Source organism: Luteimonas sp. RC10, assembly GCF_014192745.1.
GTDB lineage: Bacteria > Pseudomonadota > Gammaproteobacteria > Xanthomonadales > Xanthomonadaceae > Luteimonas.
Genome location: NZ_JACHYJ010000005.1, coordinates 61,651 through 85,445 on the forward strand (window position 1 = coordinate 61,651; position 23,795 = coordinate 85,445).

The following is a 23,795-nucleotide window of genomic DNA, read 5'->3' on the forward strand; positions in this document are numbered from 1 at the left end:
TTGCCGACGATCGTCCTGCCGTGTCCGTTGTGCGTCTGCTGTCCGAGCCGCCCGGCGTCGGCTGCGCGTGCGTCGCGCGTGGCCGCGCGTCGACTTATCGTTCTCCAGCCGATCTTCCTCCCCCCTGTTCGAGATCCCCGCCATGTCGCTCAAGCCTTTCCGCCAAGCGCGCCGTCCGTCCCGTTCGCAGCTCGCCGCAGCGCTCGCCGCTGCACTGCCGCTGGTCGCCTTCGCCCAGGTCACCGACGCGCCGCCGACGACGGCCGCCACGCTCGATGCGGTCGAAGTGACCGCGCAGCGGCGCGTGGAGAACATCCAGGACGTGCCGGTCTCGATCACCACCCTCGATGCCGAGAAGCTCGGCGTGCTGGGCAGCGGCGGTACCGACATCCGGTTCCTGTCGGGACGCGTGCCCAGCCTCAACATCGAGTCGAGCTACGGACGCGCATTTCCGCGCTTCTACATCCGCGGCCTGGGCAACACCGACTTCGATCTCAACGCCTCGCAGCCGGTGTCGCTGATCTACGACGATGTGGTGCTGGAGAACCCGTTGCTGAAGGGCTTCCCGGTGTTCGACATCGCCGGCGTGGAGGTGCTGCGCGGCCCGCAGGGCACGCTGTTCGGACGCAACACGCCGGCCGGCGTGGTGAAGTTCGATTCGGTGCGTCCGAGCCAGGACTTCGAGGGCTACGGCAAGCTCGCCTACGGCAGCGACAACATGTGGAACTTCGAGGGCGCGGTCGGCGGCGCGTTGACCGAGCGCTGGTCGGCGCGCGTGTCGGCGCTCTACCAGCGCCGGGACGACTCGGTGCGCAACACCCTGGCCGGTGCGCCCAACGACGGCTTCGAGGGCTACGACGAATCGGCTGCGCGCGTGCAGTTTCTGTATGAGGGCGACGGCTTCGAGGGGCTGTTCAACCTGCATCGGCGCGATCTCAATGGCACGGCGCGCTTGTTCCGCGCCAACCTCGTCTCGCCGGGCAGCAACCGGTTCCGTCCCGGTTTCGACCGCGATCGCGTCGCGCTCGACGGCGTCAATTTCTCTGATCTCGAGACCTGGGGCGCCAGTGCCCGGCTGCGCTGGGACTTCGGGCAGTACAGCCTGTACTCCGTCACCGGCTACGAAACCCTGGAGTCGTTGAACCGCGGCGACATCGACGGCGGCTACGGCGCGGCCTTCCTGCCCGACTCGGGGCCGGGGCTGATTCCCTTTTCGTCCGAATCGGCCGACGGCATTCCCGATCACAAGCAGATCAGTCAGGAAGTGCGCCTGGAATCGAATCTCGATGGCCCGTTCGACTGGCAGGCTGGCGCGTTCTGGTTCCGCGAGGAACTGACCGTCGACAGCCTCAACTACGATTCACTCAGCCCCGGCAATCCACAGACCGGCCATGCCGTGCAGCAGCAGCGCAATACCGCCTGGGCGCTGTTCGCGTCCGGCGAATACGCCGCGACCGATCGCCTGAAGCTGCGCGGCGGCCTGCGCTACACCCAGGACAAGAAGGATTTCAGCGCCAGTGTGCTGCAGGCGGTGCCGTTCGGCACGCCGGTCGGCGGCCCCTATTTCGCCGACACCGATGTCGACGACATCAGCTGGGATGCGAGCGCGGTCTACGAGCTCAATGAGGACGTCAACGTCTATGGCCGCGTCGCCAAGGGCTTCCGCGCGCCCTCGATCCAGGGGCGGCTGGCATTCGGCGGCATCTCGGTCGCCGATTCGGAAGAAGTGATTTCATACGAGGTCGGGATCAAGGCGGACCTGTGGGACCGCCGCGGCCGGATCGGCTTCAACCTGTTCCGCTACAACGTCGACGGCCAGCAGCTGATCGCCGTGGGCGGCGCGACCAATCAGGCGATCCTGCTCAACGCCGACAAGTCGATCGGCCAGGGCGTCGAGCTCGACCTGCAGGCCTGGCTCACCGACACCCTGCTGGTGACCTGGGGCACCAGCTACAACGACACCGAGATCCGCGATCCGAACCTCGCGGTCGCGATCTGCGGCGGCGGTTGCACGGTCACCGATCCCACGGTGGTCATCGACGGGCAGACCTTCGCGCGCGTGGACGGCAATGCCTTGCCGCAGGCACCGAAGTGGATTCACAACCTCACCGCGCGCTGGGGCGTGCCGGTCGGCGACGACGCGGAGTTCTACGTCTACACCGATTGGGCGTACCGTGGACAGGTCAACTTCTTCCTCTACGAGTCGCCTGAGTTCCGCGGCCGCTCGACGCTGGAAGGCGGCCTGCGCGTGGGCACGAACTGGAACCAGGGCCGCTACGATCTCGCGGTGTTCGGTCGCAACATCACCGACACCACGCGCATCGTCGGCGGCATCGACTTCAACAACCTGACCGGATTCGTCAACGAGCCCCGGACCTGGGGCGTGGAGTTCATGGCGAAGTTCTAAAGGCCGACCCTGCCCGCCGCCGATGGCGCGGCGGGCACCGGCGTGGGACGCGCGCCATGGGGTGCGCCTGCCCGTTGCCGTCTCCCGGCAGGCGCCGCAAGATCGCGATGTCGGCGCGCGCGCAGCCTGTCGGCATGGGTCTCCTGACGACGGATGCGTCGGCGTCTGTGGCGGTGACCGTGCGCTCGACCCCCCCCCCCGTTTTTCCGGAATGCCGATGTCCACCGCTGCCGCTCCCCGCTCTCGTCTTCGCTGGTTCGTCGCCGGCGACATCAACGGCGTTTTCGGCCTCGTCGTCGACAACCTCTCGATCCTCGGCTTCATCGCCGCCGCGCTGATCGGAATCTTCGGGGTGCCCGCTAACATCGTGTTCGGCCGCATGTTTCCGGGCACCGCGCTCGGCGTGCTGATCGGCAATCTGCTGTACACGGCGATGGCGCGGCGCCTTGCACGGCGCAGCGGCCGCGACGATGTCACCGCGATGCCGCTCGGCCTGGATGCCCCGACCAGCATCGGCATGGCCTTGCTGGTGCTGGGTCCCGCGTTTCTCGCCTTCGGCCGGCAGGGGATGGACGCCGACGCCGCCGGCATCGCGACCTGGCAGCTGGGCATGGCCTCGCTGGTCGTCATGGGCGTGCTGAAGCTCGCGCTGTCTTTCGCCGGCGACTGGATCACGCGCGTCGTGCCGCGGGCAGCACTGCTGGGTTCGATCGGGGGCGCGGCGCTGATGCTGCTGGGTTTTCTGCCGCTGATCGAGACGCTGCGCTCACCGGTCGCGGGGATCGCGACGCTGGGCCTGCTGCTTTACGTGCTGGTCGCGCGCGGCCCCGTGCCGTTCCGTCTACCGGGTGTGCCGTTCGCGCTGCTGGTCGGTCTCGCGTTGTACTACGGCCTCGGTCTCGCTGGCCTCTCGCCGGGCTTCGCGTTGCCGGACGCGAATTGGCCGGCGCCTGCACTGCCGTGGCCGAACCTGGGTTTCGTCGCCGGGCTGCCTGCCACGCTGCCGTATCTGTCGCTGCTGCTGCCGTTCGGCCTGCTGATGGTCGTGGGTGGCATCAACGTCAGCGAAAGCGCACGCGCGGCCGGCGACGACTACCGCACGCGCGATGTGCTGCTGGTCGAGGCGATCGCGACGTTGGTCGCGGGCGTCTGCGGCGGTGTCGTCCAGACCACGCCCTACATCGGCCAGCCGGCCTACAAACACATGGGCGCGCGCAGCGGCTACACGCTGCTGACGGGACTGTTCATCGGCATCGGTGGCATGCTCGGCCTGGTGTCGGGACTGGTGCAGTGGCTGCCGGTCGCGGTCCTGGCACCGATCATCGTGTTCGTCGGGATCGACATCACCGTGCAGGCCTTCCACAGCACCCGACGCGAGCACGCGATCGCGGTGGCGCTCGCATTCCTGCCGGCGATTGCCTACCTGCTCAACATCAAGTTCGGCAATCCGGCCTGGATCGATCCTGCGCGGATGGCCGCGCTGTATGCGCAGGTCGATGCCGGCCATGGCCTGCCCGAGATGGCGGCGATCGTCGTGCTCGGCAACGGCTTCATCATCACCGCGATGCTGTGGGCGACGGCGCTGGTCGCGCTGGTCGATCGGCGCCCGGGCACGGCCGTGGCGACGCTGCTGGTGGCTGCGGTCGCGACCCTGTTCGGGGTGATCCATTCGGTGCACCCGGCCGGTGCGCTGGTGCTGCCGTGGCAACTGGAGGGGCTGCGCCAGGCGATCGCGTTCCAGTTCGCGGCCGCGTACGCGGTCCTGGCGGTGGCGATCGGCCTGCTCGGTCTGCAGCGACGACCTGCCGAGGCGATCGATCCGGGCTGAACGCAAGGCGCGCAAGCGCTATCCTGCGCGCCCGATCCGTTCCAGGCCGCGCGATGGCGCCGACGCTGTTCCAGACCCTGCTCGGCGCCGCGTTCTTCCGGATGCCCGATGCGCTGCGCACGCTGCACGGCGTGCACGGGCAGGCGCGCCATGCCGGCGCGATGACGATCGAGCGCAGTCGGGGGCTGCTGGCGCGGCTGTGCGCGCGTCTGGCCGGCGTCCCCGGCGCCACCACGGACGCGGCGCTGACCCTGGACTGCACGACCGGGCCGCGCGGGGAAATCTGGCTGCGCGAGTTGGACACGACGCCGCGACGGGCCCAGGCGCGCTGGCGGCTGTGGCACCGCAACGGCCAGTTGCGGTTGCGCCGCGGCGCGCTGCAACTGCGCTGCGTCCTCCACCATCATGGCGGGACGCTGTACTGGAACGTGGTCGGCGCGCGCGTGCTCGGCGCACTGCCGCTGCCGGCGCGGCTGCTGGCCGACGTGCGTGGCAACGAGCGCGAGGTCGACGGGCGCTGCGTGTTCGAGGTCGAGGCGGTGCTGCCGCTGGTCGGTCCGGTGTTCCGCGCTCGCGGCTGGTTGCAACCGGAGTCGGACAAGGGTTGACGGGAGGCGTGGGCATGCGGGTCCGTGACGCAGCGTTGCGCGCGCTCGCCGCAGGCAGTCGGCCGATCGCCGATAATGATGCATCCCCCGCCTTTTGGATGCCGTGCCATGACCGCACAGACCCGTGCCGCACTCGCCCAGGTCCCCGGCGTCGCCGCCGAACGCGACACCGCCACGCGCGACTTCGTCTTCAATCACACGATGCTGCGGGTCAAGGATCCGGTCGCATCGCTGGATTTCTACACCCGCGTGCTCGGGTTCACCCTCGCGCGCAAGGTGGATTTTCCCGACGCGAAGTTCTCGCTGTATTTCCTGGTCCTGATCGACGACGCCGGCGTCCTGCCCGACGACGACGAAGCGCGCCGCCAGTGGCTGGCCGAGCAGCGTGGCGTGCTCGAGTTGACCCACAACCACGGCACCGAACACCAGGACGGCCCCGTCTACCACGACGGCAACTGTGACCCGCGCGGCTTCGGCCACATCTGTGTCAGTGTGCCCGACATCCGCGCCGCCTGCGCCCGCTTCGAAGCGCTGGAGGTCCCGTTCCAGAAGCGGCTCAGCGACGGCAGCATGCGCTCGATCGCCTTCATCAAGGACCCCGACGGCTACTGGGTCGAGATCATCCAGCCCGCCCCGCTTTGACCCAAACCAGGATCGCCAAAAACCGGGGGCAGAGTCGCTTTTCGCGTAGGAACGCTTGAGGGCGTCGACCAAATCGCAGGAAAAGCGACTCTGACCCCGGTTTCAGCGGGTCTGTTGGAGGCGGTCGAGGAAGTCGCGGCGCCAAGCGTGGATGTCGTAGCTGGAGATGCGCTGCATCATCGACTGCCAACGCTCGCGGCGTTCGTCCAGCGGCATCTTCAGGGCCGCAGCGATCGCATCGGCGACGCCGTCGCTGTCGAACGGATTGATCAGCAGGGCGCCGTCGAGTTCGCGGGCGGCGCCGGCGAAGATCGACAGCACCAGTGCGCCGGGATCCTCGGGATCCTGGGAGGCGACGTATTCCTTGGCGACCAGGTTCATGCCGTCGCGCAGCGGGGTGACCAGGCCGATACGCGCCAGCCGGTAGAAGCCGGCCAGTGTCGCGTGCGGGTAGGTGCGGTTGACGTAGCGCACCGGCGTCCAGTCGGGGTCGGCGTGAGCGCCGTTGATGTGGCCGGCGTACTGCTCGAGCTCGCGGCGCAATGCGCGATAGCTGGCAACGCCGCCGCGCGAGACCGGGGCGATCTGCAGATAGGTCAGCTGGCCACGCAGGTCGGTGTGCTTGTCGAGCACGCGCTCGAACGCGCGGAAGCGCTCGGGCAGACCCTTGGAGTAGTCCAGGCGGTCGACGCCGATCGCCAGCGCGCGCCCGGTGAGGCTGGCCTGCATCCGGCGCACTGCCGGGTTGCGCGCGGCGTTGGCCGCCAGCGACGCGATGGCCGAGGCGTCGATGCCGATCGGAAAAGCGTCGGCCTGGAAGCTGCGCCCATCGTGGTCGCGCAGCGTTCCGCGCGTGGCCACGCTGCCGCCGCGGAACAGCCGGATGTAGTCCTGGAATCGCTCCAGGTCGCGTTCGGTCTGGAAGCCGACCAGGTCGTAGGCAGCCAGTGCGCCGAAGGTCTTCTCGTGGTGCGGCAGCCCGGCCACGATGTCGGCCGAGGGGAACGGCACGTGCAGAAAGAAACCGATGCGCGCACGCACGCCGCGTCGGCGCAGTTCCTGCGCGAGCGGCAGCAGGTGGTAGTCGTGGACCCAGACGATGTCATCGTCGCGGATCTCCTTGGCCAGCTTCTCGGCGAACAGCGCATTGACGCCGCGGTAGGCGGCCTGGGTCAACGCGTTGTAGTCGACCAGGTCCAGCCTGAAGTGCAGCAGCGGCCACAGCGTGCGGTTGGAGAAGCCGTTGTAGTAGCCCTCGTAGTCCTCCCGCGACAGGTCGATGGTCAGGTAGTCGATGTTTTCGTGCGTGGCGCGGTGCACCTCGCCCGAATGCGCGCGGGCGACCTTGCCGCTCCAGCCGAACCACAGGCCGCCGGCCTCCTTGAGCGCGGCATCGAGCGCGGTCGCCAGGCCGCCGTTCTGGTCCGAGTCCGGCAGCGCCACCCGGTTGGAGACGACGACCAGGCGGCTCATGCCGCCTCCTGCCAGGAACGCGAGAGCCGCATCGCCGCCATGATCAGGCCGACATGCGAGTAGGTCTGCGGGAAGTTGCCCCAGGCCTCGCCGTCCTCGAACGACATGTCCTCCGACAGCAGGCCCAGATGGTTGCGTCGCGCGAGCATGGTCTCGAACAGGCTGCGCGCTTCGTGGTGGCGCCCGATCGAGGCGAGCGCGTCGATGTACCAGAACGTGCAGATCGTGAAGCTCGTTTCCGGCGCGCCGAAATCGTCGGGGACGACGTAGCGGAACAGGCCGTCGCCATGGCGCAGCGTGCGTCCGATCGTATCGACGGTGGCGATGAAGCGCGGGTCCTCGGGCGTCACAAAGCCCAGATCGGCAAGCAGCAGCAGCGAGGCGTCGAGGCGGTCGCCGCCGAAGGCATCGGCGAAATGACCGAGTTCGGCGTTCCAGGCTTCGGCCAGGATCCGCGTGCGCATCGTATCGGCGCGCTCGCGCCAGTGGGTGGCGCGCGCGTCCAGGCCAAGCTGCACCGCGATCCGTGCCAGTCGGTCGCAGGCCGCCCAGCACATCGCGCTGGAATAGGTATGCACGTGGGCCTTGCCGCGGAATTCCCACAGGCCGGCATCGGGCTGGTCGTAGAGCTTCCAGGCCAGGTCGCCGAGCGGTTCGAGCTTGGCGAAGGTCGCCGCATCGCCCGGGTGTTCCAGGCGGCGGTCGAAGAACAGCTGGGCCGAGGCCAGCACCACGCTGCCGTAGGTGTCGTGCTGGCGCTGCACATAGGCCAGGTTGCCGCGACGCACGGGGCCCATGCCGCGGTAGCCGGCCAGGGCCGGCATCTCCTCCTCGGTCAACTCGTGCGCGTAGTCGATGCCGTAGACCGGCTGCATGTCGCCGTCGTCGCTGACCGCCAGGTTGAAGATGTAGCGGATGTATTCCTCCATCGTCCGGGTCGCCCCCAGGCGATTGAGCGTGCGCACGACGAACGCCGCGTCGCGCAGCCAGCAATAGCGATAGTCCCAGTTGCGCGCGGTGCCCGGTGCCTCGGGGATCGAGGTGGTCATCGCGGCGATGATGCCGCCGCTGTCCTCGTACTGGCACAGCTTCAGGGTGATCGCGCTGCGGATCACCGCCTCCTGGAAGTCGAGCGGGATCGACAGGTAGCGCACCCACTCACGCCAGTAGTCGGTGGTGCGGTGCAGGGCGTCGCGCACGAACTCGGCGATCGGCTGGGTCAGCGTTTCGTCCGGGCCGAGCACGAAGTGCAGGTCGCGGTCGAGCACGAACGCCAGGCCTTCGCGCAGCAACCGGATCGGCATGTCGGTGGTCGCGCGCAGCGCGAAGTCCTGCAGCAGGAAACGGATGTGGTTGCTGCCCCAGGTGCTTTCCGGCGTGCGCGCGCCCCAGTCGGCGAGCGGGCGCAGCAGCACGCGGATGCGCGGGCTGCCCGAGAGCAGGCGGACCCGGCGCGTCAGCATGACAGGGCGGTAGAACCGCCCGTGCTGGCGCCAGCGCGGCGCGAAGTCGAGGATCTCGATCGAGGCGCCGTGGCGGTCGTGCAACACCGTGCGCAGGATTGCGGTGTTCTCGATGTAGGCCTGCTCGCTGCGCGCGAAGTCGTCGAGTTCGATCGACCAGTCGCCATGGCCGGCCTTGGGCGAGAGCAGGGCGCAGAATGTCGGATCGCCGTCGAAGGCCGGCAAGCACGACCAGACCAACCGGGCCTTCGCGTCGAACAGCGCGCCGAAGCTGCCGTTGCCGACGAGGCCCAGGTTGAGGGTGGAGGTGTCGGCTGGCGTCATCGGGAGATCTCCAGGGGCGGGGCGGGAAGGGAGGCGGGCACGCCGAGCCAGCGATGCACCTGGGCCGGGTCGGCCAGCGCGAACTGGGCGGCCGAGGCAGCGCGGTCGCCGACCAGCACGCTGATGCCGCCACGGGCATTGACCGCGGCAAAGCCGGTCTCGTCGGTCAGATCGTCGCCTGCGAACACCGGACGGCGGCCGGCGAACGGTGCCTCTTCCAGGAATGCGAGGATCGCACTGCCCTTGTCGGCATGCTCGGGGCGCAGTTCGACGACATGGTCGCCGGGCTGGAGCTGGTAGCCGGGCAGCCGCGGCAGCATGGCCTGGGCGAACGTGCGCAGTGCGACTTCGGCCTGCGGCGCGCCGCGCCAGTGCAGGCCGAGCGCCGCGCCCTTGTCTTCGACCACGGCGCCCGGATAGCGACGTGCGACCACCACGGCCTCGTCCCGAATCGCCGCCAGTGCGGCCGGCGACGGCGCGCCATGACCGATGCCATCGGCACGGCGCCGCTCGACGCCGTGCAGGCCGGCGGCGGTGAACCGTTCGGGTGCGAACAGCCGGTCGAGCGTGGTCAGGCTGCGCCCGCTGACCAGCGCCAGTGCGCCGCCCAGCGAAGCACGCAGTGCGACTAGCCGCGCGAGCAGCGTGGCGGGCACGGACACCGCATCGGGACGTTCGGCGAATGGCAGCAGGCAGCCGTCGACATCGAGGAACAAGGCCCAGTCGTCGGCGGGAGGCGGGGGCGGCCCGCGGTGCGGGGCGGGGTTGGGGGACGAGGGCGCGGTGGCTTCCAGTGATTGGCGCATCGCAACATGATTGCCTGCGCGGCGATAAACCGATGTGAATCCGCGCAGCGTGTCACAGGCTCGAGCGTGCAATCGCGCCATCGAGTTCGGGGTAGTGGCGGAAGATGCCCTGTTCGTTGAACGGCAGCCGACGCGTCGAGGCCAAGTAGGCTGCGAGGTTCGGGCGCTCGGCGATCCGCGCCTCGAGCGCGCGCAGCCGCGGCAGTGTCGGCGACAGCGACGCCATCGCCTCGGGGTAGGCGTAGTCGAGGCCGCGCAGCAGTTGAAACAGCGACAGGTCGACATAGGAATGACGCCCGAGCGCGTGCGCGCCGCCGGCCTGGCCGAGCACGGCTTCGAAGTAGCCGAGGAATTTCGGCAGGCGGTGCTGGCGCAGGTCGGCCGCCCGGCGCGCCGCGGCCTCCTTCTGGTCCTCGTAGTACGCGGCACTGGCGATCGGATGGTGGCTGTCGTGGATCTCGGTCACCAGGTCGGCGATCGTGAGCTGCAGTTGCAGCGCCTGCAGCCGGCCCGCCGCATCGTCGGGCACCAGGTCCAGCCGCGGGCCGAGGAAGTGCAGGATCGCCGCAACCTGGGCGATCACCTGGCTGCCGGCCTCCAGGAACGGGGCGGCGAAGGGGCGCAGGCCGCTCGCCTGGCCAGCGAGGAACGAGTCCATTGCCGTATCGCCCTGCTCGCGCACCACGTCGATGTAGTCGGCGCCTGCGTCCTCGAGCGCCAGGCGAACGAACTCGCCGCGCCCCTGGAGGCCGTTCCAGTAATACAGGCGGTACTGCATGGGTATGCCTCCAGGCGGAATCGCCCGCATCCTGCCGGGCGCGGTGCCTGCGCCGGGTGAGGACACGGCGGCCGTTCGCCGGCTCAGGGCCAACGAAAACGCGGGCGGACGCTTGCAACCGGCCGCTTCGGCCGCATCTGGTGGACATCGCCGGCAGGCGCCGGCCTCTCTCTTCGAGGACACCCGTCATGCGGATGGACAAGCTCACGTCGCGTTTCCAGCAGGCGCTGGCCGACGCGCAGTCGCTGGCCGTGGGCCGCGACCACAATTTCATCGAGCCGGCGCACCTGCTGCTGGCGCTGCTCGACCAGCAGGGCGGCGGCACCCGGCCGCTGCTGGGCCAGGCCGGCGTCAACGTGCCGGTGCTGCGCGAGCGGCTGACCGAGGCGCTCGAGCGCATGCCCAAGGTGACCGGGCAGGCCGGCCAGTTGTCGGTCGGCAATGACCTGTCGCGCCTGCTCAACGTCACCGACAAGCTCGCCCAGCAGCGCGGCGATGCCTTCATCGCCTCCGAACTGTTCGTGTTGGCCGCGCTCGACGACGGCGGCGACGCAGGCAAGGCGCTGAAGGCGGCGGGCGCGGACAAGGCCCGGCTCGAGGCCGCGATCGCGAAGATCCGTGGCGGCGAGAGCGTGCAGGACGAAAATGCCGAGGACGCGCGTCAGGCGCTGGAGAAGTACACGATCGATCTGACCGCGCGCGCCGAGAGCGGCAAGCTCGACCCGGTCGTCGGTCGCGACGAGGAAATCCGCCGCACGGTGCAGGTGCTGCAGCGGCGCACCAAGAACAACCCGGTGCTGATCGGCGAGCCCGGCGTGGGCAAGACCGCGATCGTCGAGGGTCTGGCCCAGCGCATCGTCAACGGCGAGGTGCCCGAAGGCCTGCGCGGCAAGCGGGTGCTCTCGCTGGACATGGGCGCGCTGATCGCCGGTGCCAAGTATCGCGGTGAATTCGAGGAGCGCCTGAAGGGCGTGCTGAATGACTTGGCCAAGAACGAGGGCCAGATCATCCTGTTCATCGACGAACTGCACACGATGGTCGGCGCCGGCAAGGCCGACGGCGCGATGGACGCGGGCAACATGCTCAAGCCCGCGCTCGCCCGCGGCGAGCTGCACTGCATCGGCGCGACCACGCTCGACGAGTATCGCAAGTACGTCGAGAAGGACGCCGCGCTCGAGCGCCGCTTCCAGAAGGTGTTCGTCGGCGAGCCCAGTGTCGAGGACACGATCGCGATCCTGCGCGGGCTCAAAGAGCGCTATGCGGTGCACCACGGCGTGGAGATCACCGATCCGGCGATCGTCGCCGCGGCCACGCTGTCCAACCGCTACATCGCCGACCGCCAGTTGCCCGACAAGGCCATCGACCTGATGGACGAGGCGGCCAGCCGCATCCGCATGGAGATCGACTCCAAGCCCGAGGAACTCGACCGCAAGGAGCGCCGGCTGATCCAGCTCAAGATCCAGCGCGAGGCGCTGAAGAAGGAGAAGGACGCCGAGTCGAAGCAGCGCCTGTCCGACCTCGAGGCCGAGATCGGCACCTTGGAGCGTGAGTACAACGACCTGGAGGAAGTCTGGAAGGCCGAGAAGGCCACGGTGCAGGGCGCGACCAAGATCAAGGAGCAGATCGAGGCGGCCAAGCTCGATCTCGAATCGGCGCAACGTACGCAGGACTATGCGCGCATGAGCGAGATCCAGTACGGCCGCATCCCGGAACTGGAGAAGCAGCTCAAGGCCGCGCAGGAGGCCGAGACCCAGGGCTTCCAATTGCTGCAGGACAAGGTCACCGCCGAGGAAATCGCGCAGGTCGTCGCGCGCTGGACCGGTATTCCGGTCAGCAAGATGCTCGAGGGCGAGCGCGAGAAGCTGCTGGCGATGGAGTCGCAGCTGCATGCGCGCGTGGTCGGCCAGGAGGAGGCGATCAAGGTCGTGTCCGACTCGGTGCGCCGCTCGCGCGCCGGGCTGTCCGATCCCGATCGTCCGACCGGTTCGTTCCTGTTCCTGGGGCCGACCGGCGTCGGCAAGACCGAGCTGTGCAAGGCACTCGCCGAGTTCCTGTTCGACAGCCAGGACGCGATGGTGCGCATCGACATGAGCGAGTTCATGGAGAAGCACTCGGTCGCCCGACTGATCGGCGCGCCTCCGGGCTACGTCGGCTATGAGGAAGGCGGCTACCTGACCGAGGCGGTGCGCCGTCGGCCCTACAGCGTGATCCTGCTCGACGAGGTCGAAAAAGCGCATCCCGACGTCTTCAACATCCTGCTGCAGGTGCTCGACGATGGCCGTCTGACCGATGGCCAGGGCCGCACGGTCGATTTCCGCAATGCGGTGATCGTGATGACCTCCAACCTCGGTTCGCACCAGATCCAGGAGTTGGCCGGCGACGATTCGGCCGAGGCCTATACGCAGATGAAGGCCGCGGTGATGGGCGTGGTGCAGGCGCATTTCCGGCCCGAGTTCATCAACCGGCTCGACGACATCGTCGTGTTCCACCCGCTGCGCAAGGCGCAGATCCGCGAGATCGCGAAGATCCAGATGCGCGGGTTGGAAAAGCGCCTGGCCGAGCGCGGGCTGCGCATCGAGGTCTCGGACGCGGCGTTCGACCTGCTGGGCAATGTCGGCTTCGACCCGGTCTACGGCGCGCGGCCGCTCAAGCGCGCGATCCAGCAGCAGCTCGAGAACCCGCTGGCCTCGCGCATCCTCGCCGGCGAATTCGCCAGCGGCGACACGATCGTGGTCGACGCGGCCGGCGGCGAACTGGGCTTCACGAAGGCCTGACCCCCGCTGACGCGCCCACAGCCTGCACCTCTTCACCCGTCGCGTGGTCTCGGCGCGAGCGAATACGGACGCCTCCCGCCCGAGGGGAGGCCGCTGTTCAATCTGGACCTGTACAAGGTCATCCAGACACCTCCTCCGCGCGCGGGGGAGGTCGGCGCGCGCAAGCGCGCCGGGTGGGGGCATGGGCCTTTCCCGATACACGTCCTTCGACCCGCCGAAGCGCGGTTCGCCATGACCTTGACGCTCGCTTCCCCACTCCCGCGCGAGCATCCGGGCAACGCGATGGGGACCCACGCATGCACATCCTGATCACCGGCGGCAGCGGCTTTCTCGGCAGCGCATTGACCCGCGCGTTGCAGCGCGAGGGCGCGCGTGTGACCTGGCTTTCGCGCCGGGCCTCGACCCCGGCCCCGGACGGCGTCGAGGTCCGCGACTACGCCGCGTTGTGGTCGGACGACCGTTTCGATGCGGTGGTCAATCTGGCCGGCGCCGGCATCGCCGAACGCCGCTGGAGCGCCGCGCGCAAGCAGGTGCTGCGTGACAGCCGCTTGATCCCGACGCGTGTCCTCGTCGACTGGATTCGCTCGGCGCACGTCCCGCCGAAGGTATTGCTGAGCGGTTCGGCGGTCGGCTGGTACGGCGCCCAAGGCGACCTGCCGCTGGACGAGGCGGGCGCGCCGCACGACGAGTTCCAGCATCGCCTGTGCGAGGAATGGGAGGCCGCCGCCCGCGCCGCCGAGGACCGCGTGCCGGTGGTGCGGCTGCGGACCGGCGTGGTCCTGCATCCCGACGGCGGCATGCTGCATCGGCTGTTGCCCCCGTTCCGGCTCGGCTTCGGTGCCCGGCTCGGCGACGGTCGTCAGATGCTGAGCTGGATCGCACGCGAGGACTGGGTGGCGGCGGTGCTCGCGTTGCTGCACGCACATCTGCGCGGCGAGCCGCAGGCGCCGGTCGGCGCGTGCAATCTCACCGCGCCCGAGCCCGTGGACAACATCGGATTCACCCGCGCACTGGCCGACGCCCTGCGGCGCCCGGTGCTGCTAACGGTGCCGGCGCGCGCGCTGGCGCTGGGCCTGGGTGAAATGGCCACGCTGTTGGTGGACGGGCAGCGCGTGCTGCCGACGCGCTTGTTGGCGTCAGGCTTCCAGTTCGCGTGGCCGCGCCTGGCGCCTTACCTCGACGCCGAATTGCGCTGACCCAAGTGTGCCTCAGCCCGGCTGCGGCGCCGGCGGCGCGGCTGCGTCGCTGCCCGGACGGACCGGGCGGAACGGCGGCGTCGACATGACCATCTCGGCCAGCGAATAGGCCAGTTCGCGCTCGGCCAGCACCGCGCCGTCTGCACCGTGCTCGAGTAGATGGCGGACCTCGCCGTCGCTGTGCGCGCGTGCCAGCACCGTGATGCCCGGATTGATGGCCTTCATGCGTTCGATCGCCTCGCCGGCCTCCAGCGCCTGTGGGATCGCGAAGATCGCCAATGCCGCGCGCTCGGGGGCGGCGTCGCGCATCACCGGTTCGGAGGCGACGTTGCCGCGCACCACCAGCAGGCCGCGGTCGCGGGCCTTGCGCACCAGGTCGTGGTCGTCCTCGACGATCACCAGCGGGACCTCGCGCTGCTGCAGCAGTTCGGCCAACTGCCGACCGACGCGGCCGTAGCCGACCAGGATCGCGTGGCCGCGCAGGTCGGCCGGGATCGCCTGGACCGGCTGCGCCGGCTCAGGTGCCGATGCCGCCGCAGCGGCCGCGCGACGCGCCTGCCAGCTGTCGAGCAGGCCGAAGATCAGCGGGTTGGCCATGATCGAGATCAGCGCGCCGGCGAGCACCAACGAGCGGCCGTCGGGCGGCAGGATGTCCAGTGCCACGCCAAGCCCGGCGATGATGAAGGCGAATTCGCCGATCTGCGCCAGGCTGGCGGAGATCGTCAATGCGGTGCTGGTCGGGTGCTTGAACGCGCGCACGATCAGGAACGCGGCCGCCGACTTGCCGAAGATGATGATCAGCGCCGTCGCCAGCACCTGCCAGGGATGCACCAGCAGGATGCGGGGGTCGAACAGCATGCCGACCGAGACGAAGAACAGCACCGCGAACGCATCGCGCAGGGGGAGCGAATCGTTCGCGGCCTTGTGGCTGAGCTCCGACTCGTTGAGCAGCATGCCGGCGAAGAACGCGCCGAGCGCGAACGACACGCTGAAAATCGCCGCCGAGCCGAAGGCCACGCCCAGCGCGATCGCGAGCACCGACAGCGTGAACAGCTCGCGCGAACCGGTGCCGGCGATGCGCTCGAGCACCCACGGGATCACGCGCCGCCCCACCAGCAGCATCACCGCGACGAACATCGCGACCTTGAGCAGCGTCCAGCCGACGCTCAGCAGCACCGAGCCGACCGTCGTCTGCTCGCCGCCGCTGCTGTGCATCACATCGGCCAGCACCGGCATCAGCACCAGGGCGATCACGCAGGCCAGGTCCTCGACGATCAGCCAGCCGACCGCGATCTTGCCGCGCGTGGTGTCGAGCAACCGGCGTTCTTCCATCGCCCGCAGCAGCACCACGGTACTGGCGGTCGCCAGCGCGAAGCCGAACACGATGCCCTGGACGGTCGGCCAGCCCATCAGCGCCGCCAGCCCCCAGCCCAGAAGGGTGGCCACGGTGATCTGGGTCAACGCGCCCGGGATCGCGATCGACTTCACGTCGAGCAGGTCCTTGAGCGAGAAGTGCAGGCCGACGCCGAACATCAGCAGCATCACGCCGATCTCGGCCAACTGGTCGGCCAGCGCCTGGTCGGCGACGAAGCCGGGCGTGAACGGTCCGACGAGGATGCCTGCGACCAGATAGCCCACCAGCGGCGAGAGCCGGAGCCGGTTGGCGAGCGCGCCGAACACGAAGGCCATGCCCAGGCCGACGGCGACGATGTTGATCAGGTCGGTGTTGTGCGGCATCGGCGAAGTGTGGGGGACAAGTATTGCAGTGTCGCCGACGCGTCCGTATCCAGGCAACCCACACCCGCAGTCAGACGGATGCCGCAATGCGCGCCATCACGGCGGCGAGCGCAGACATCGGCGCGCCGTCGCCTGCACGAGCGACGGCGCATTGGATGCCCGGCGCCTCGCAGGCGCCGGGGCGTGGATCACCAGGTATAGGCGATCTTGGCGTAGCCGAATGCGCCGCCGAAACCGAACGGCGACAGGTTGCTGTACGGGAATTGCCCGTTGGTCGAGTTGCCGAAGATGTTCTCGTCCGGGTATTCGTTGAGCACGTTGTCGGCGCCCAGCGTCAATGCCCAGTTCTCGCCCGGCTTGTAGGTCGCCGACACGTCGACCAGCCACTTGGCCCCGTACTTCTGGTCCAGCGCGGGGTTGTTGGGCGTGGTGCGCACGCTGCCGTAGCGGGTGGTGGACAGCGAGAAGCCCCAGTCGGCGGCGTTCCAGGTGCCGGCCAGCAGCAGCTTGTTGCGCGGGAAGCCCTGCTCGATGCGGCCGGCCTCGACGCGATCGATGCGCTCCAGATCCACGCCGATTGCCTCGAGCGCGGCCGGGTTGTCGGCGATGCGGGTGATCTCGGTCTTGGAATGGTTGTAGCCGGCGGTCAGGTCGAGGCTGCCGGCGGCCAGGTCCCAACGGTAGGTACCGACGACATCGACGCCGCGGGTGCGGGTGTCGATGGCGTTGGTGAAGTAGCGGCCGCCGTTGACGCCGAAGATTCCCTGCGACTCGAGCAGCGCGCGTACCGCGTCGCCGGTCAGGTTCGACGACAGCGCGATGCGGTCGTCGACGTCGATCTGATAGGCATCGACGGTGACGTAGAGGTTGTCGACCGGCTGCAGTACCAGACCCAGGCTGTAGGACAGCGATTCCTCGGGCTTGAGCGGCTCGGCGCCGAAGGCCCGTGCGACCGCACTGCTGGCCGGGAACGTGCGGATCTCGAACGGCGTGGTGATGCCCGGCAGGAACACCGTGCTCACCGTCTGGAAGTACTGCTGGGCCAGCGACGGCGCGCGGAAGCCGCTCGACACCGTGCCGCGCAGCGCGACCGCATCGGTGAACGCGTAGCGGGCCGACAGCTTGCCCGACAGCTGGCTGCCGAAGTCGTCGTAGTCCTCCCAGCGCGCGGCCACGCCGCTGGAGAACTTCTCGGTGAGATCGGCTTCCAGGTTGGCGTAGACCGCGTGGCTGTCGCGGTCGTAGGCGCCGGCGATGCCCGGTGCGAAGCCGCCGAAGCCCTGCGCGCCGGCGGCCGCACCGGGCACGCCCGCGCCCGCGTCGATGTACGAGCCCGGCTCGCCCGGCGACTGGTTCCACTTCTCGTTACGGCCCTCGGCACCGAAGGCCAGCGTCACCGGATAGGCCAGGCCCCAGTCGAACTGCCGGCTGACATCGAAGTTGATGATGTTCTGCGTGGTCTCCAGCGCGCCGTCATAGAACGAAGTCGGCGAATCCGGCCCCAGGCTCGCGTTGAGCGAGTTGCGGGTATAGAACTCCAGCCGGTTGTAGCCGTAGTTGTAGCTCAGGTCCCAGTTCCATTCGCTGGCGGTGTGGCCCTTGAGCCCGGCGACGATCGCGCGGTCCTTGGAGATGTTGTTGATCTCGGGCAGGAAGCCGTCGGGGTAAATGCTGCGGATGTTCTGGGTCGGGTTGGCCGAGGCGCGGAAGAATGCGAACGAGGTGACATCGCGGTTGCTGGCGGTACCGAAGCCGTAGACGCTGATCGCATCTGTCAGCGCGATGTCGGTGTTGAAGCCGACGGCGCCGAAGTCGACCTCCGGCTCGCCGATCACGAACGCCTTCTGCCCGAGCGCGGGCTGGGTCGGGCCGGGCGTGCCGGCGAACGGCCGCGCGCGGTTGGTCGCCTCCTGCTGGCCGACCTGGGCCGACAGGTGCAGGAAGCCGCGCTCGCCCAGGGCCAGGCCGGTGTCGCCGGCGATCTGGTGCTGGGTGCCGTCGCCGGCCGAGTACTGGCCCAGGTTCACCGCCAGGCTGCCGCCCTGCGAGGCGCCCTTGAGCACGATGTTGACCACGCCGGCGATCGCGTCCGAGCCGTACTGGGCCGAGGCGCCGTCGCGCAGCACTTCGACGCGCTCGATTGCCGAGACCGGGATCGTGTTGAGGTCGACCGGCGCCGAGCCGCGGCCGATCGTGCCGTTGAGGTTGAGCAGCGAAGAGGCGTGGCGGCGCTTGCCGTTGACCAGCACCAGCACCTGGTCGGGCGACAGACCGCGCAACTGCGCCGGACGGATCGCCGAGGAGCCGTCCACCAGCGCCGGGCGCGGGAAGTTCAGCGACGGCAGCGCGCGCGCCAGGGCAGTCGCCAGCTCGGTCGTGCCGGTGGCCTGCAGCGATTCGGCGGTGATGATGTCGATCGGCGATTGCGATTCGGCGACCGTGCGGTCGCTGACCCGGGTGCCGGTGACGATCAGCGTATCGAGGGTGGAGGTGCGGGTCTGCGGCTGGGCGTCCTGCGCGAGTGCAGTGGGAGCGACGGGCAACAGGGCCGCGAGCACGGCGAGGGTGAGGCGATGGCGGGACATGGCAGACCTCGAGCTTGGGGGGAAGGGGAGGCGGTGTTAATGGCGATTTAACAGGCGTGTTTCAAAGACGTCAATGCAGCCAGCAATAGGTTCCGATTGTTCTCTTTTTGAAACGATCGGGCCGGTCGGCGGGTTCCGGGCCGCGCTCCTGTAAAATCGGCCGATGATCTCTTTCAAGAATTTCGCCCTGCGGCGCGGCGAACGCCTGCTGCTGTCCGACGTCGACCTCACTCTGCACTCGGGCTGGCGCGCCGGCGTGGTCGGCCGCAACGGCGCGGGCAAGTCGTCGCTGTTCGCGGCCGTGCGCGGCGAAGTCGAGGCCGATCGCGGCGACCTCGACCTGCCCAATCGACTGCGCGTGGCGAGCATCGCCCAGGAACTGCCGTCGCTGCCCGACCCAGCGATCGAGTTCGTGCTTGGCGGAGACGCCGCAGTCGCGGGCGTGCTCAAGGCCGAAGCCGACGCGATGGCTGCCGAGGACTGGGAGGCCGTGGCCGAAGCCCATGTGCGCATGGCCGAGCTCGGCGCCTACGACGCCTCGGCGCGCGCCGGCAAGCTGTTGCACGGCCTGGGCTTTCCGGCCGAGACCCACCAGCGCGCGGTCGCCACGTTCTCCGGCGGCTGGCGCGTGCGCCTGAATCTGGCGCGCGCGCTGATGACACCCAGCGACCTGCTGCTGCTCGACGAGCCGACCAACCACCTCGACCTCGATGCGGTGCTGTGGCTGGAGCAGTGGCTGCTCAAGTATCCCGGCACGCTGCTGCTGATCAGCCACGACCGCGAGTTCCTCGACAACGTCTGCACCCACACCCTGCACCTGCACGGCGGCGGCGCCAAGCTCTACACCGGCAACTTCACCGCGTTCGAGCGCCAGCGCGCCGAGCAGCTGCGCCTGCAGCAGATCACCCACGAAAAGACCCAGGCCGAGCGCGCGCACCTGCAGAAGTTCATCGACCGCTTCAAGGCCAGCGCGGCGAAGGCCAAGCAGGCGCAGTCGCGGGTCAAGCGCCTGGCCAAGCTTGCCGACACCGAGGCGGTGCGCGCCGAGCGCGAGGTGCGGATCGACTTCCCGCAGCCGCTGAAGCTGCCGCATGCGCTGCTGCGCATCAACGATGGCGTGTGCGGATATCCGTCGGCCGACGGGCAGGTGGTGATTCTGGACAAGGTGGGCTTCGGGCTTGAGGCCGGTGACCGCATCGGCCTGCTGGGCCCCAACGGCGCCGGCAAGTCCACCCTGGTCAAGTCGCTGGTCGGCGACCTGCCGTTGCTGGCCGGCGAGCGCTATGCGCATCCGGACCTGCGGATCGGCTACTTCGCCCAGCATACGGTCGAGTCGCTGGTCGCCGGCACGTCGCCGATCGACCACCTGCGCGAACTCTCGCCCAATGTCGCCACCCAGGCCTTCCGCGACTTCCTGGGCAAATGGAGCTTTCCCGGCGACCGCGCGTTCGAGAGCATCGACGGCTTTTCCGGCGGCGAGCGCGCGCGGCTGGCGCTGGCGCTGATCGCCTGGCTGCAGCCCAATGTGCTGCTGCTCGACGAGCCGACCAACCATCTGGATCTGGAGATGCGCGAGGCATTGGCCGAGGCGTTGAGCGACTTCCCCGGCGCGATCGTGCTGGTCTCGCACGACCGCCACCTCATCGGCCTGGTCAGCGACATCTATTGGCGTGTCGCCGATGGCAAGGTCGTGCCCTTCGACGGCGACCTCGACGAGTACGCAGCCTGGCTGCGCGCGCGCGGCAATGCCGGCGAGTTGCGCACGCCGGCCGCCACGCCCGTCGCCGAGGCGCCGCCGGCCCCGCCGGCGCCGCGCACCAAGGTCAACCCGCACCGGCTGCAGAAGGTCGAGACGCGGGTCTCCGAACTTGCGGCTGAACTGGCCCGGATCGAGGCGACGCTGGCCGACCCGGCGACCTATGCCGATGGCCCGCGCGTGGCCGAACTGGGCCAGCAGCAGGCGGCGCTGCGCGACGAGCTGGAGACGGCCGAGGCCGAGCTGCTGGCCCTCTACGACGCCTGATCGGCAACCCGGGCGGGCCCGGGTTGCCGTTGCGCGGCATGGGCGGGTAGGGTGGCGCGATGAACCGACTCCTGATCCCGACCGCCCTGGCCGCCGCCCTCGTGCTCGCCGCCTGCGGCAACACCGAACCGGCCGCCGACACCCGTCCGCCGCCGGCCAATCCGACCGCCGACGCCGCCGCGGCTGCGGCCGCCGAGGCCGCCGCGCGTGAGCATGTGCCCGCCGACGCATTCCTGGCGGCGATCGCGCGCCACTGCGGCGAGGCCTTCGCCGGCCGTATCGTCGCCAACGAACCGGCGCCGGCCGCCGATGCCGCGCCCGATCCGTTCGAGGGCAAGGAATTGGTGATGCACGTGCGCGGTTGCAGCGACAAGACGCGCGAACTGCGGATCCCCTTCCATGTCGGCGACGACCATTCGCGCACCTGGATCCTGACCCGCACCGAGCATGGCCTGCAGCTCAAGCACGATCACCGCAAGCCCGATGGCAGCGAGGATCCGGTGACGATGTACGGCGGTGAGACCCAGAACGCCGGCACCGACCAGCGCCAGGAATTCCCGGTCGATGCCGAGTCGATCGCATTGTTCGAGAAGGAAGGCCTGAACGACTCGGTCACCAACACCTGGGCGATGGAAATCCATCCCGGCGAGCGCTTCGTCTACGAGCTCACCCGGCCCGGCGGGCGCAAGTTCCAGGTCGAGTTCGACCTGACCAAGACCGTCGCAGCCCCGCCGACGCCTTGGGGCTACTGACCGGCGTGTCGAGACGGAGTGTCAAAATCAATTGAGATAAAAGTGAAAGTTAATGCATGGAATAGGAGGGCGATATTGGTCTAGAAGTATAGTTATAAGCTACGTAGAAATTTAGAATTTTGTACCGGAAGTTTCGAGTGCCTACAAGGAGAGTATTGTGAGATTGTCGATTTTCGTTCTATTCTTTTCTGTGTTCTGCTTTTCGTCTGCTGCTAATGCGCAGTTCATCAGTGGATACACCGATCAGGCTGACGGTACATTCCGGATTCGAGCCCAAGATGGAACGCTTATTGTTGCTGACCCGCATAGTCGGAGAATATATATCTCCGGCACGGATGGCAGTATGAGTGAGGTGACATTCGATCAGGCAATTGGACACGCTGAGCCCAATCCTGCGGCAAGGGAATCATTGCGTGAGTCGTTCTGGAGGGGGCTTACGACGCCGGAGTTTGCTGGCGCCTTTGCCATTCCTGTGAAGAGTTTGGAGTATTTCCCACAGTCAAATAATCCTTGTGACGCCGGGTCTAACCCTGGCGGGTGGGAGGAAGAGTGTAACTTCAACCCTGATGGCGGCTTTGGGGTTGTTATTCAAAGTGGAGGCGAGGACGATTCGTCGCTTGAGAAGCCTGTTGACATGGAGACCGTCCATGCGTTGCGCCCTCATCTGATCACTAATACCGGTGGTGGCTCCTTCTATTCCAGTGGATTTCTTGGAAACTATGAAAACGTTGGTGCCGGTGGTGGGTACTTGGAGTATCAGGAGTACTACGCGAATGATTTCAATGCGTGGAGCAGAAATCGATCGGATGCGTGTAATCGGGCTTCGCTTATGGGGGTTGCAGCTGTGGCAGCAGGTGTTGGAGCCGGCATGGTTTGCCTTACATCGCCGGTTGTCGGAGTGACGGCGTTGGCCTGTGCGGCTGGCATTGTAGGGACAATAGCACTTTATGCTGAGTATTCTTCTGCAGCTCACACATGTATGAGCTCGTACCCTGGCCCTGGGAATTGGTGAGTGGCATGAATTTCTGGTTGTGGCTGCCCATACTTTTGATTGTTCCCCTGAGCTTTCTGTTCAGATATTTTCTAAAACGATCCGATGATTCCAAGCGTCGCGCGTTCTCATTTTTTGCGCTGGGGTTCTTCGTCTGCGTCATTCTTCTTGTTGGAGTGCCGCAGGTGATTGATTTGGTTTGGAGAAGATGATTTGCCTGGCTAGGGCGTAATGAGGCTGGTGTAGCGCTGGGCGGCCTGCTCAGGTAGGGCGCCCAGCGTTGTTTTTGGGGTTGGATGTTTGAGCCGTCTGAGGTATATGGTCGTTGCTAAATGCAGTAGAAGCGTTTGCAGTCGGTTTGCTTGCGCATGCTGCATGTGTTGCCGGCGCGAGTGTTCAGATACCTTGGCACGTGTGGCATGTTAATCAGTGTTCCCTCTCGGGTGTCAGCGCGCGCTGCGCCAGGAGCCATGCGCGCAGTTGCTGGAGCGGCGCCGGTTCCGGTCGGGAGCGCAACTGGGTCAGCCAGTAGCGACCCAGGGCGATGCCAGTGTCGAAGGGCTGCACCAGACGGCCCTCGCGCAGTTCGCGTTCGAACATCGCCAGCGGCAGCAGCGCCACGCCGGCGCCGGCCGCAGCGGCGCTGGCGAGCGCCAGCGACGAATCAAAGACTGGCCCCCGTGCGTCGATCGCGTCGGCGCCGGCTGCCTGCAGCCAGCGCGGCCACTCGTCGCCGCGGTAGGAGCGCAGCAGTGTCGCGCGGTCGAGGTCGCGCGGGTGCGCGAGGCGGCGCGCCAGCGCAGGCGCGCAGACCGGCGCGAACAGCGTATCGACGATCGGCGTGCAGGCCTGGCCCTGCCAGTCGCCGTCGCCGAAGCGCACCGCCGCATCCAGCCCCTCGCTGGCCAGGTCGATGCGGTTGTTGTGGGTCTGCAGGCGCAGCTCGAGTTGCGGATGCGCCGCCTCGAACGCCGGCAAGCGCGGCAACAGCCAACCGGTGGCGAAGGTGCCGACCACGCCCAGGCTCAGGACCTGGCGCTCGGCGGTGCCGCCGGCACGCTGGACCGCGGTGGCGATGCGGTCGAAGGCGTCGTGGAGGACCGGATACAGCGCGCTGGCCTCGTCGGTCAGCGCGACGCCGCGCGGCAGGCGATGGAACAGGCGCACGCCCAGGCGATCCTCCAGGCTGCGGATCTGATGACTGAGCGCGGCTTGGCTCACGCACAGTTCGAGCGCGGCACGGGTGAAGTTCTGGTGGCGCGCGGCGGCCTCGAAGGCGCGTAATGCGTTGAGCGGCAGCGGCGGACGCGACATGGCGGCAGGGGTGAGCGGGATCGATCGATGATCGCATTTCGGGCCTCGAATGGCGTCAATCACCGTTCTGTCATCGAATTCGCTCATGGCTGCT

17 protein-coding genes are annotated in these 23,795 nt (G+C 68.2%); 10 read left to right on the top strand and 7 right to left on the bottom strand.

What is annotated here, in order from left to right; translation table 11 throughout:
* Positions 1-142: 142 nt before the first annotated feature.
* From FHW73_RS10160 to gloA, 4 genes are all read left to right on the top strand, one after another.
* Positions 143-2,407, top strand: a complete 2,265-nt coding sequence (locus FHW73_RS10160; protein WP_183426600.1) for a TonB-dependent receptor — start codon at positions 143-145, stop codon at positions 2,405-2,407.
* A gap of 217 nt (positions 2,408-2,624) precedes the next feature.
* Positions 2,625-4,235: a hypothetical protein gene (locus FHW73_RS10165; protein ID WP_183426601.1), complete on the top strand. Its 1,611-nt coding sequence runs from the start codon at positions 2,625-2,627 to the stop codon at positions 4,233-4,235.
* 53 nt (positions 4,236-4,288) lie between these two features.
* A complete protein-coding gene (locus FHW73_RS10170) occupies positions 4,289-4,843 on the top strand; it encodes a DUF4166 domain-containing protein (RefSeq protein WP_183426602.1) in 555 nt (184 codons plus the stop codon).
* A 108-nt stretch (positions 4,844-4,951) separates the two neighbouring features.
* Complete coding sequence (gloA, locus tag FHW73_RS10175) at positions 4,952-5,485, top strand: lactoylglutathione lyase (RefSeq protein ID WP_183426603.1); 534 nt, start codon at positions 4,952-4,954, stop codon at positions 5,483-5,485.
* Between the two features lie 102 nt (positions 5,486-5,587).
* Here gloA and otsA read toward each other — a convergent pair whose 3' ends face one another.
* The 4 genes from otsA to FHW73_RS10195 are packed head-to-tail and all read right to left on the bottom strand — an operon-like array spanning position 5,588 to position 10,329.
* Entirely contained in the window at positions 5,588-6,958 is a 1,371-nt protein-coding gene (gene otsA, locus FHW73_RS10180; RefSeq protein ID WP_183426604.1) for an alpha,alpha-trehalose-phosphate synthase (UDP-forming), read from the bottom strand.
* Positions 6,955-8,745: a glycoside hydrolase family 15 protein gene (locus FHW73_RS10185; protein ID WP_183426605.1), complete on the bottom strand. Its 1,791-nt coding sequence runs from the start codon at positions 8,743-8,745 to the stop codon at positions 6,955-6,957. The genes otsA and FHW73_RS10185 overlap by 4 nt, the downstream gene beginning before the upstream one ends.
* Entirely contained in the window at positions 8,742-9,551 is an 810-nt protein-coding gene (gene otsB / locus FHW73_RS10190) for a trehalose-phosphatase (protein ID WP_183426606.1), read from the bottom strand. The genes FHW73_RS10185 and otsB overlap by 4 nt, the downstream gene beginning before the upstream one ends.
* Before the next feature lie 52 nt (positions 9,552-9,603).
* On the bottom strand, positions 9,604-10,329 hold the full coding sequence (locus FHW73_RS10195) for a glutathione S-transferase (RefSeq protein WP_183426607.1): 726 nt from the start codon (positions 10,327-10,329) through the stop codon (positions 9,604-9,606).
* A 188-nt stretch (positions 10,330-10,517) separates the two neighbouring features.
* On the opposite strand from FHW73_RS10195, the gene clpB reads away from it, so the two are divergent.
* Together clpB and FHW73_RS10205 are read left to right on the top strand one after the other, a co-directional pair.
* Positions 10,518-13,103, top strand: a complete 2,586-nt coding sequence (clpB, locus tag FHW73_RS10200) for an ATP-dependent chaperone ClpB (RefSeq protein WP_183426608.1) — start codon at positions 10,518-10,520, stop codon at positions 13,101-13,103.
* A 296-nt stretch (positions 13,104-13,399) separates the two neighbouring features.
* Positions 13,400-14,299 (top strand): TIGR01777 family oxidoreductase, encoded by a 900-nt coding sequence (locus FHW73_RS10205; protein ID WP_183426609.1) that lies wholly within the window; start codon positions 13,400-13,402, stop codon positions 14,297-14,299.
* 12 nt (positions 14,300-14,311) lie between these two features.
* Here FHW73_RS10205 and ybaL read toward each other — a convergent pair whose 3' ends face one another.
* Together ybaL and FHW73_RS10215 are read right to left on the bottom strand one after the other, a co-directional pair.
* Positions 14,312-16,036: a YbaL family putative K(+) efflux transporter gene (gene ybaL / locus FHW73_RS10210; RefSeq protein ID WP_183426610.1), complete on the bottom strand. Its 1,725-nt coding sequence runs from the start codon at positions 16,034-16,036 to the stop codon at positions 14,312-14,314.
* Positions 16,037-16,224: 188 nt separating this feature from the next.
* A complete protein-coding gene (locus FHW73_RS10215) occupies positions 16,225-18,621 on the bottom strand; it encodes a TonB-dependent receptor (RefSeq protein WP_183426611.1) in 2,397 nt (798 codons plus the stop codon).
* A gap of 163 nt (positions 18,622-18,784) precedes the next feature.
* On the opposite strand from FHW73_RS10215, the gene FHW73_RS10220 reads away from it, so the two are divergent.
* The 4 genes from FHW73_RS10220 (at position 18,785) to FHW73_RS10235 (ending at position 22,599) form a co-directional block, all read left to right on the top strand.
* The gene (locus FHW73_RS10220) at positions 18,785-20,644 is read left to right on the top strand and encodes an ABC-F family ATP-binding cassette domain-containing protein (RefSeq protein ID WP_183426612.1); all 1,860 of its coding nucleotides are present in this window, start codon (positions 18,785-18,787) and stop codon (positions 20,642-20,644) included.
* Positions 20,645-20,703: 59 nt separating this feature from the next.
* Positions 20,704-21,396 (top strand): hypothetical protein, encoded by a 693-nt coding sequence (locus FHW73_RS10225; protein ID WP_183426613.1) that lies wholly within the window; start codon positions 20,704-20,706, stop codon positions 21,394-21,396.
* A gap of 157 nt (positions 21,397-21,553) precedes the next feature.
* A complete protein-coding gene (locus FHW73_RS10230) occupies positions 21,554-22,408 on the top strand; it encodes a hypothetical protein (RefSeq protein WP_183426614.1) in 855 nt (284 codons plus the stop codon).
* A gap of 5 nt (positions 22,409-22,413) precedes the next feature.
* Positions 22,414-22,599, top strand: a complete 186-nt coding sequence (locus tag FHW73_RS10235; protein ID WP_183426615.1) for a hypothetical protein — start codon at positions 22,414-22,416, stop codon at positions 22,597-22,599.
* A 214-nt stretch (positions 22,600-22,813) separates the two neighbouring features.
* On the opposite strand, the gene FHW73_RS10240 is transcribed toward FHW73_RS10235, so the two are convergent.
* A complete protein-coding gene (locus tag FHW73_RS10240; protein WP_183426616.1) occupies positions 22,814-23,701 on the bottom strand; it encodes a LysR substrate-binding domain-containing protein in 888 nt (295 codons plus the stop codon).
* Between the last annotated feature and the right edge of the window lie 94 nt (positions 23,702-23,795).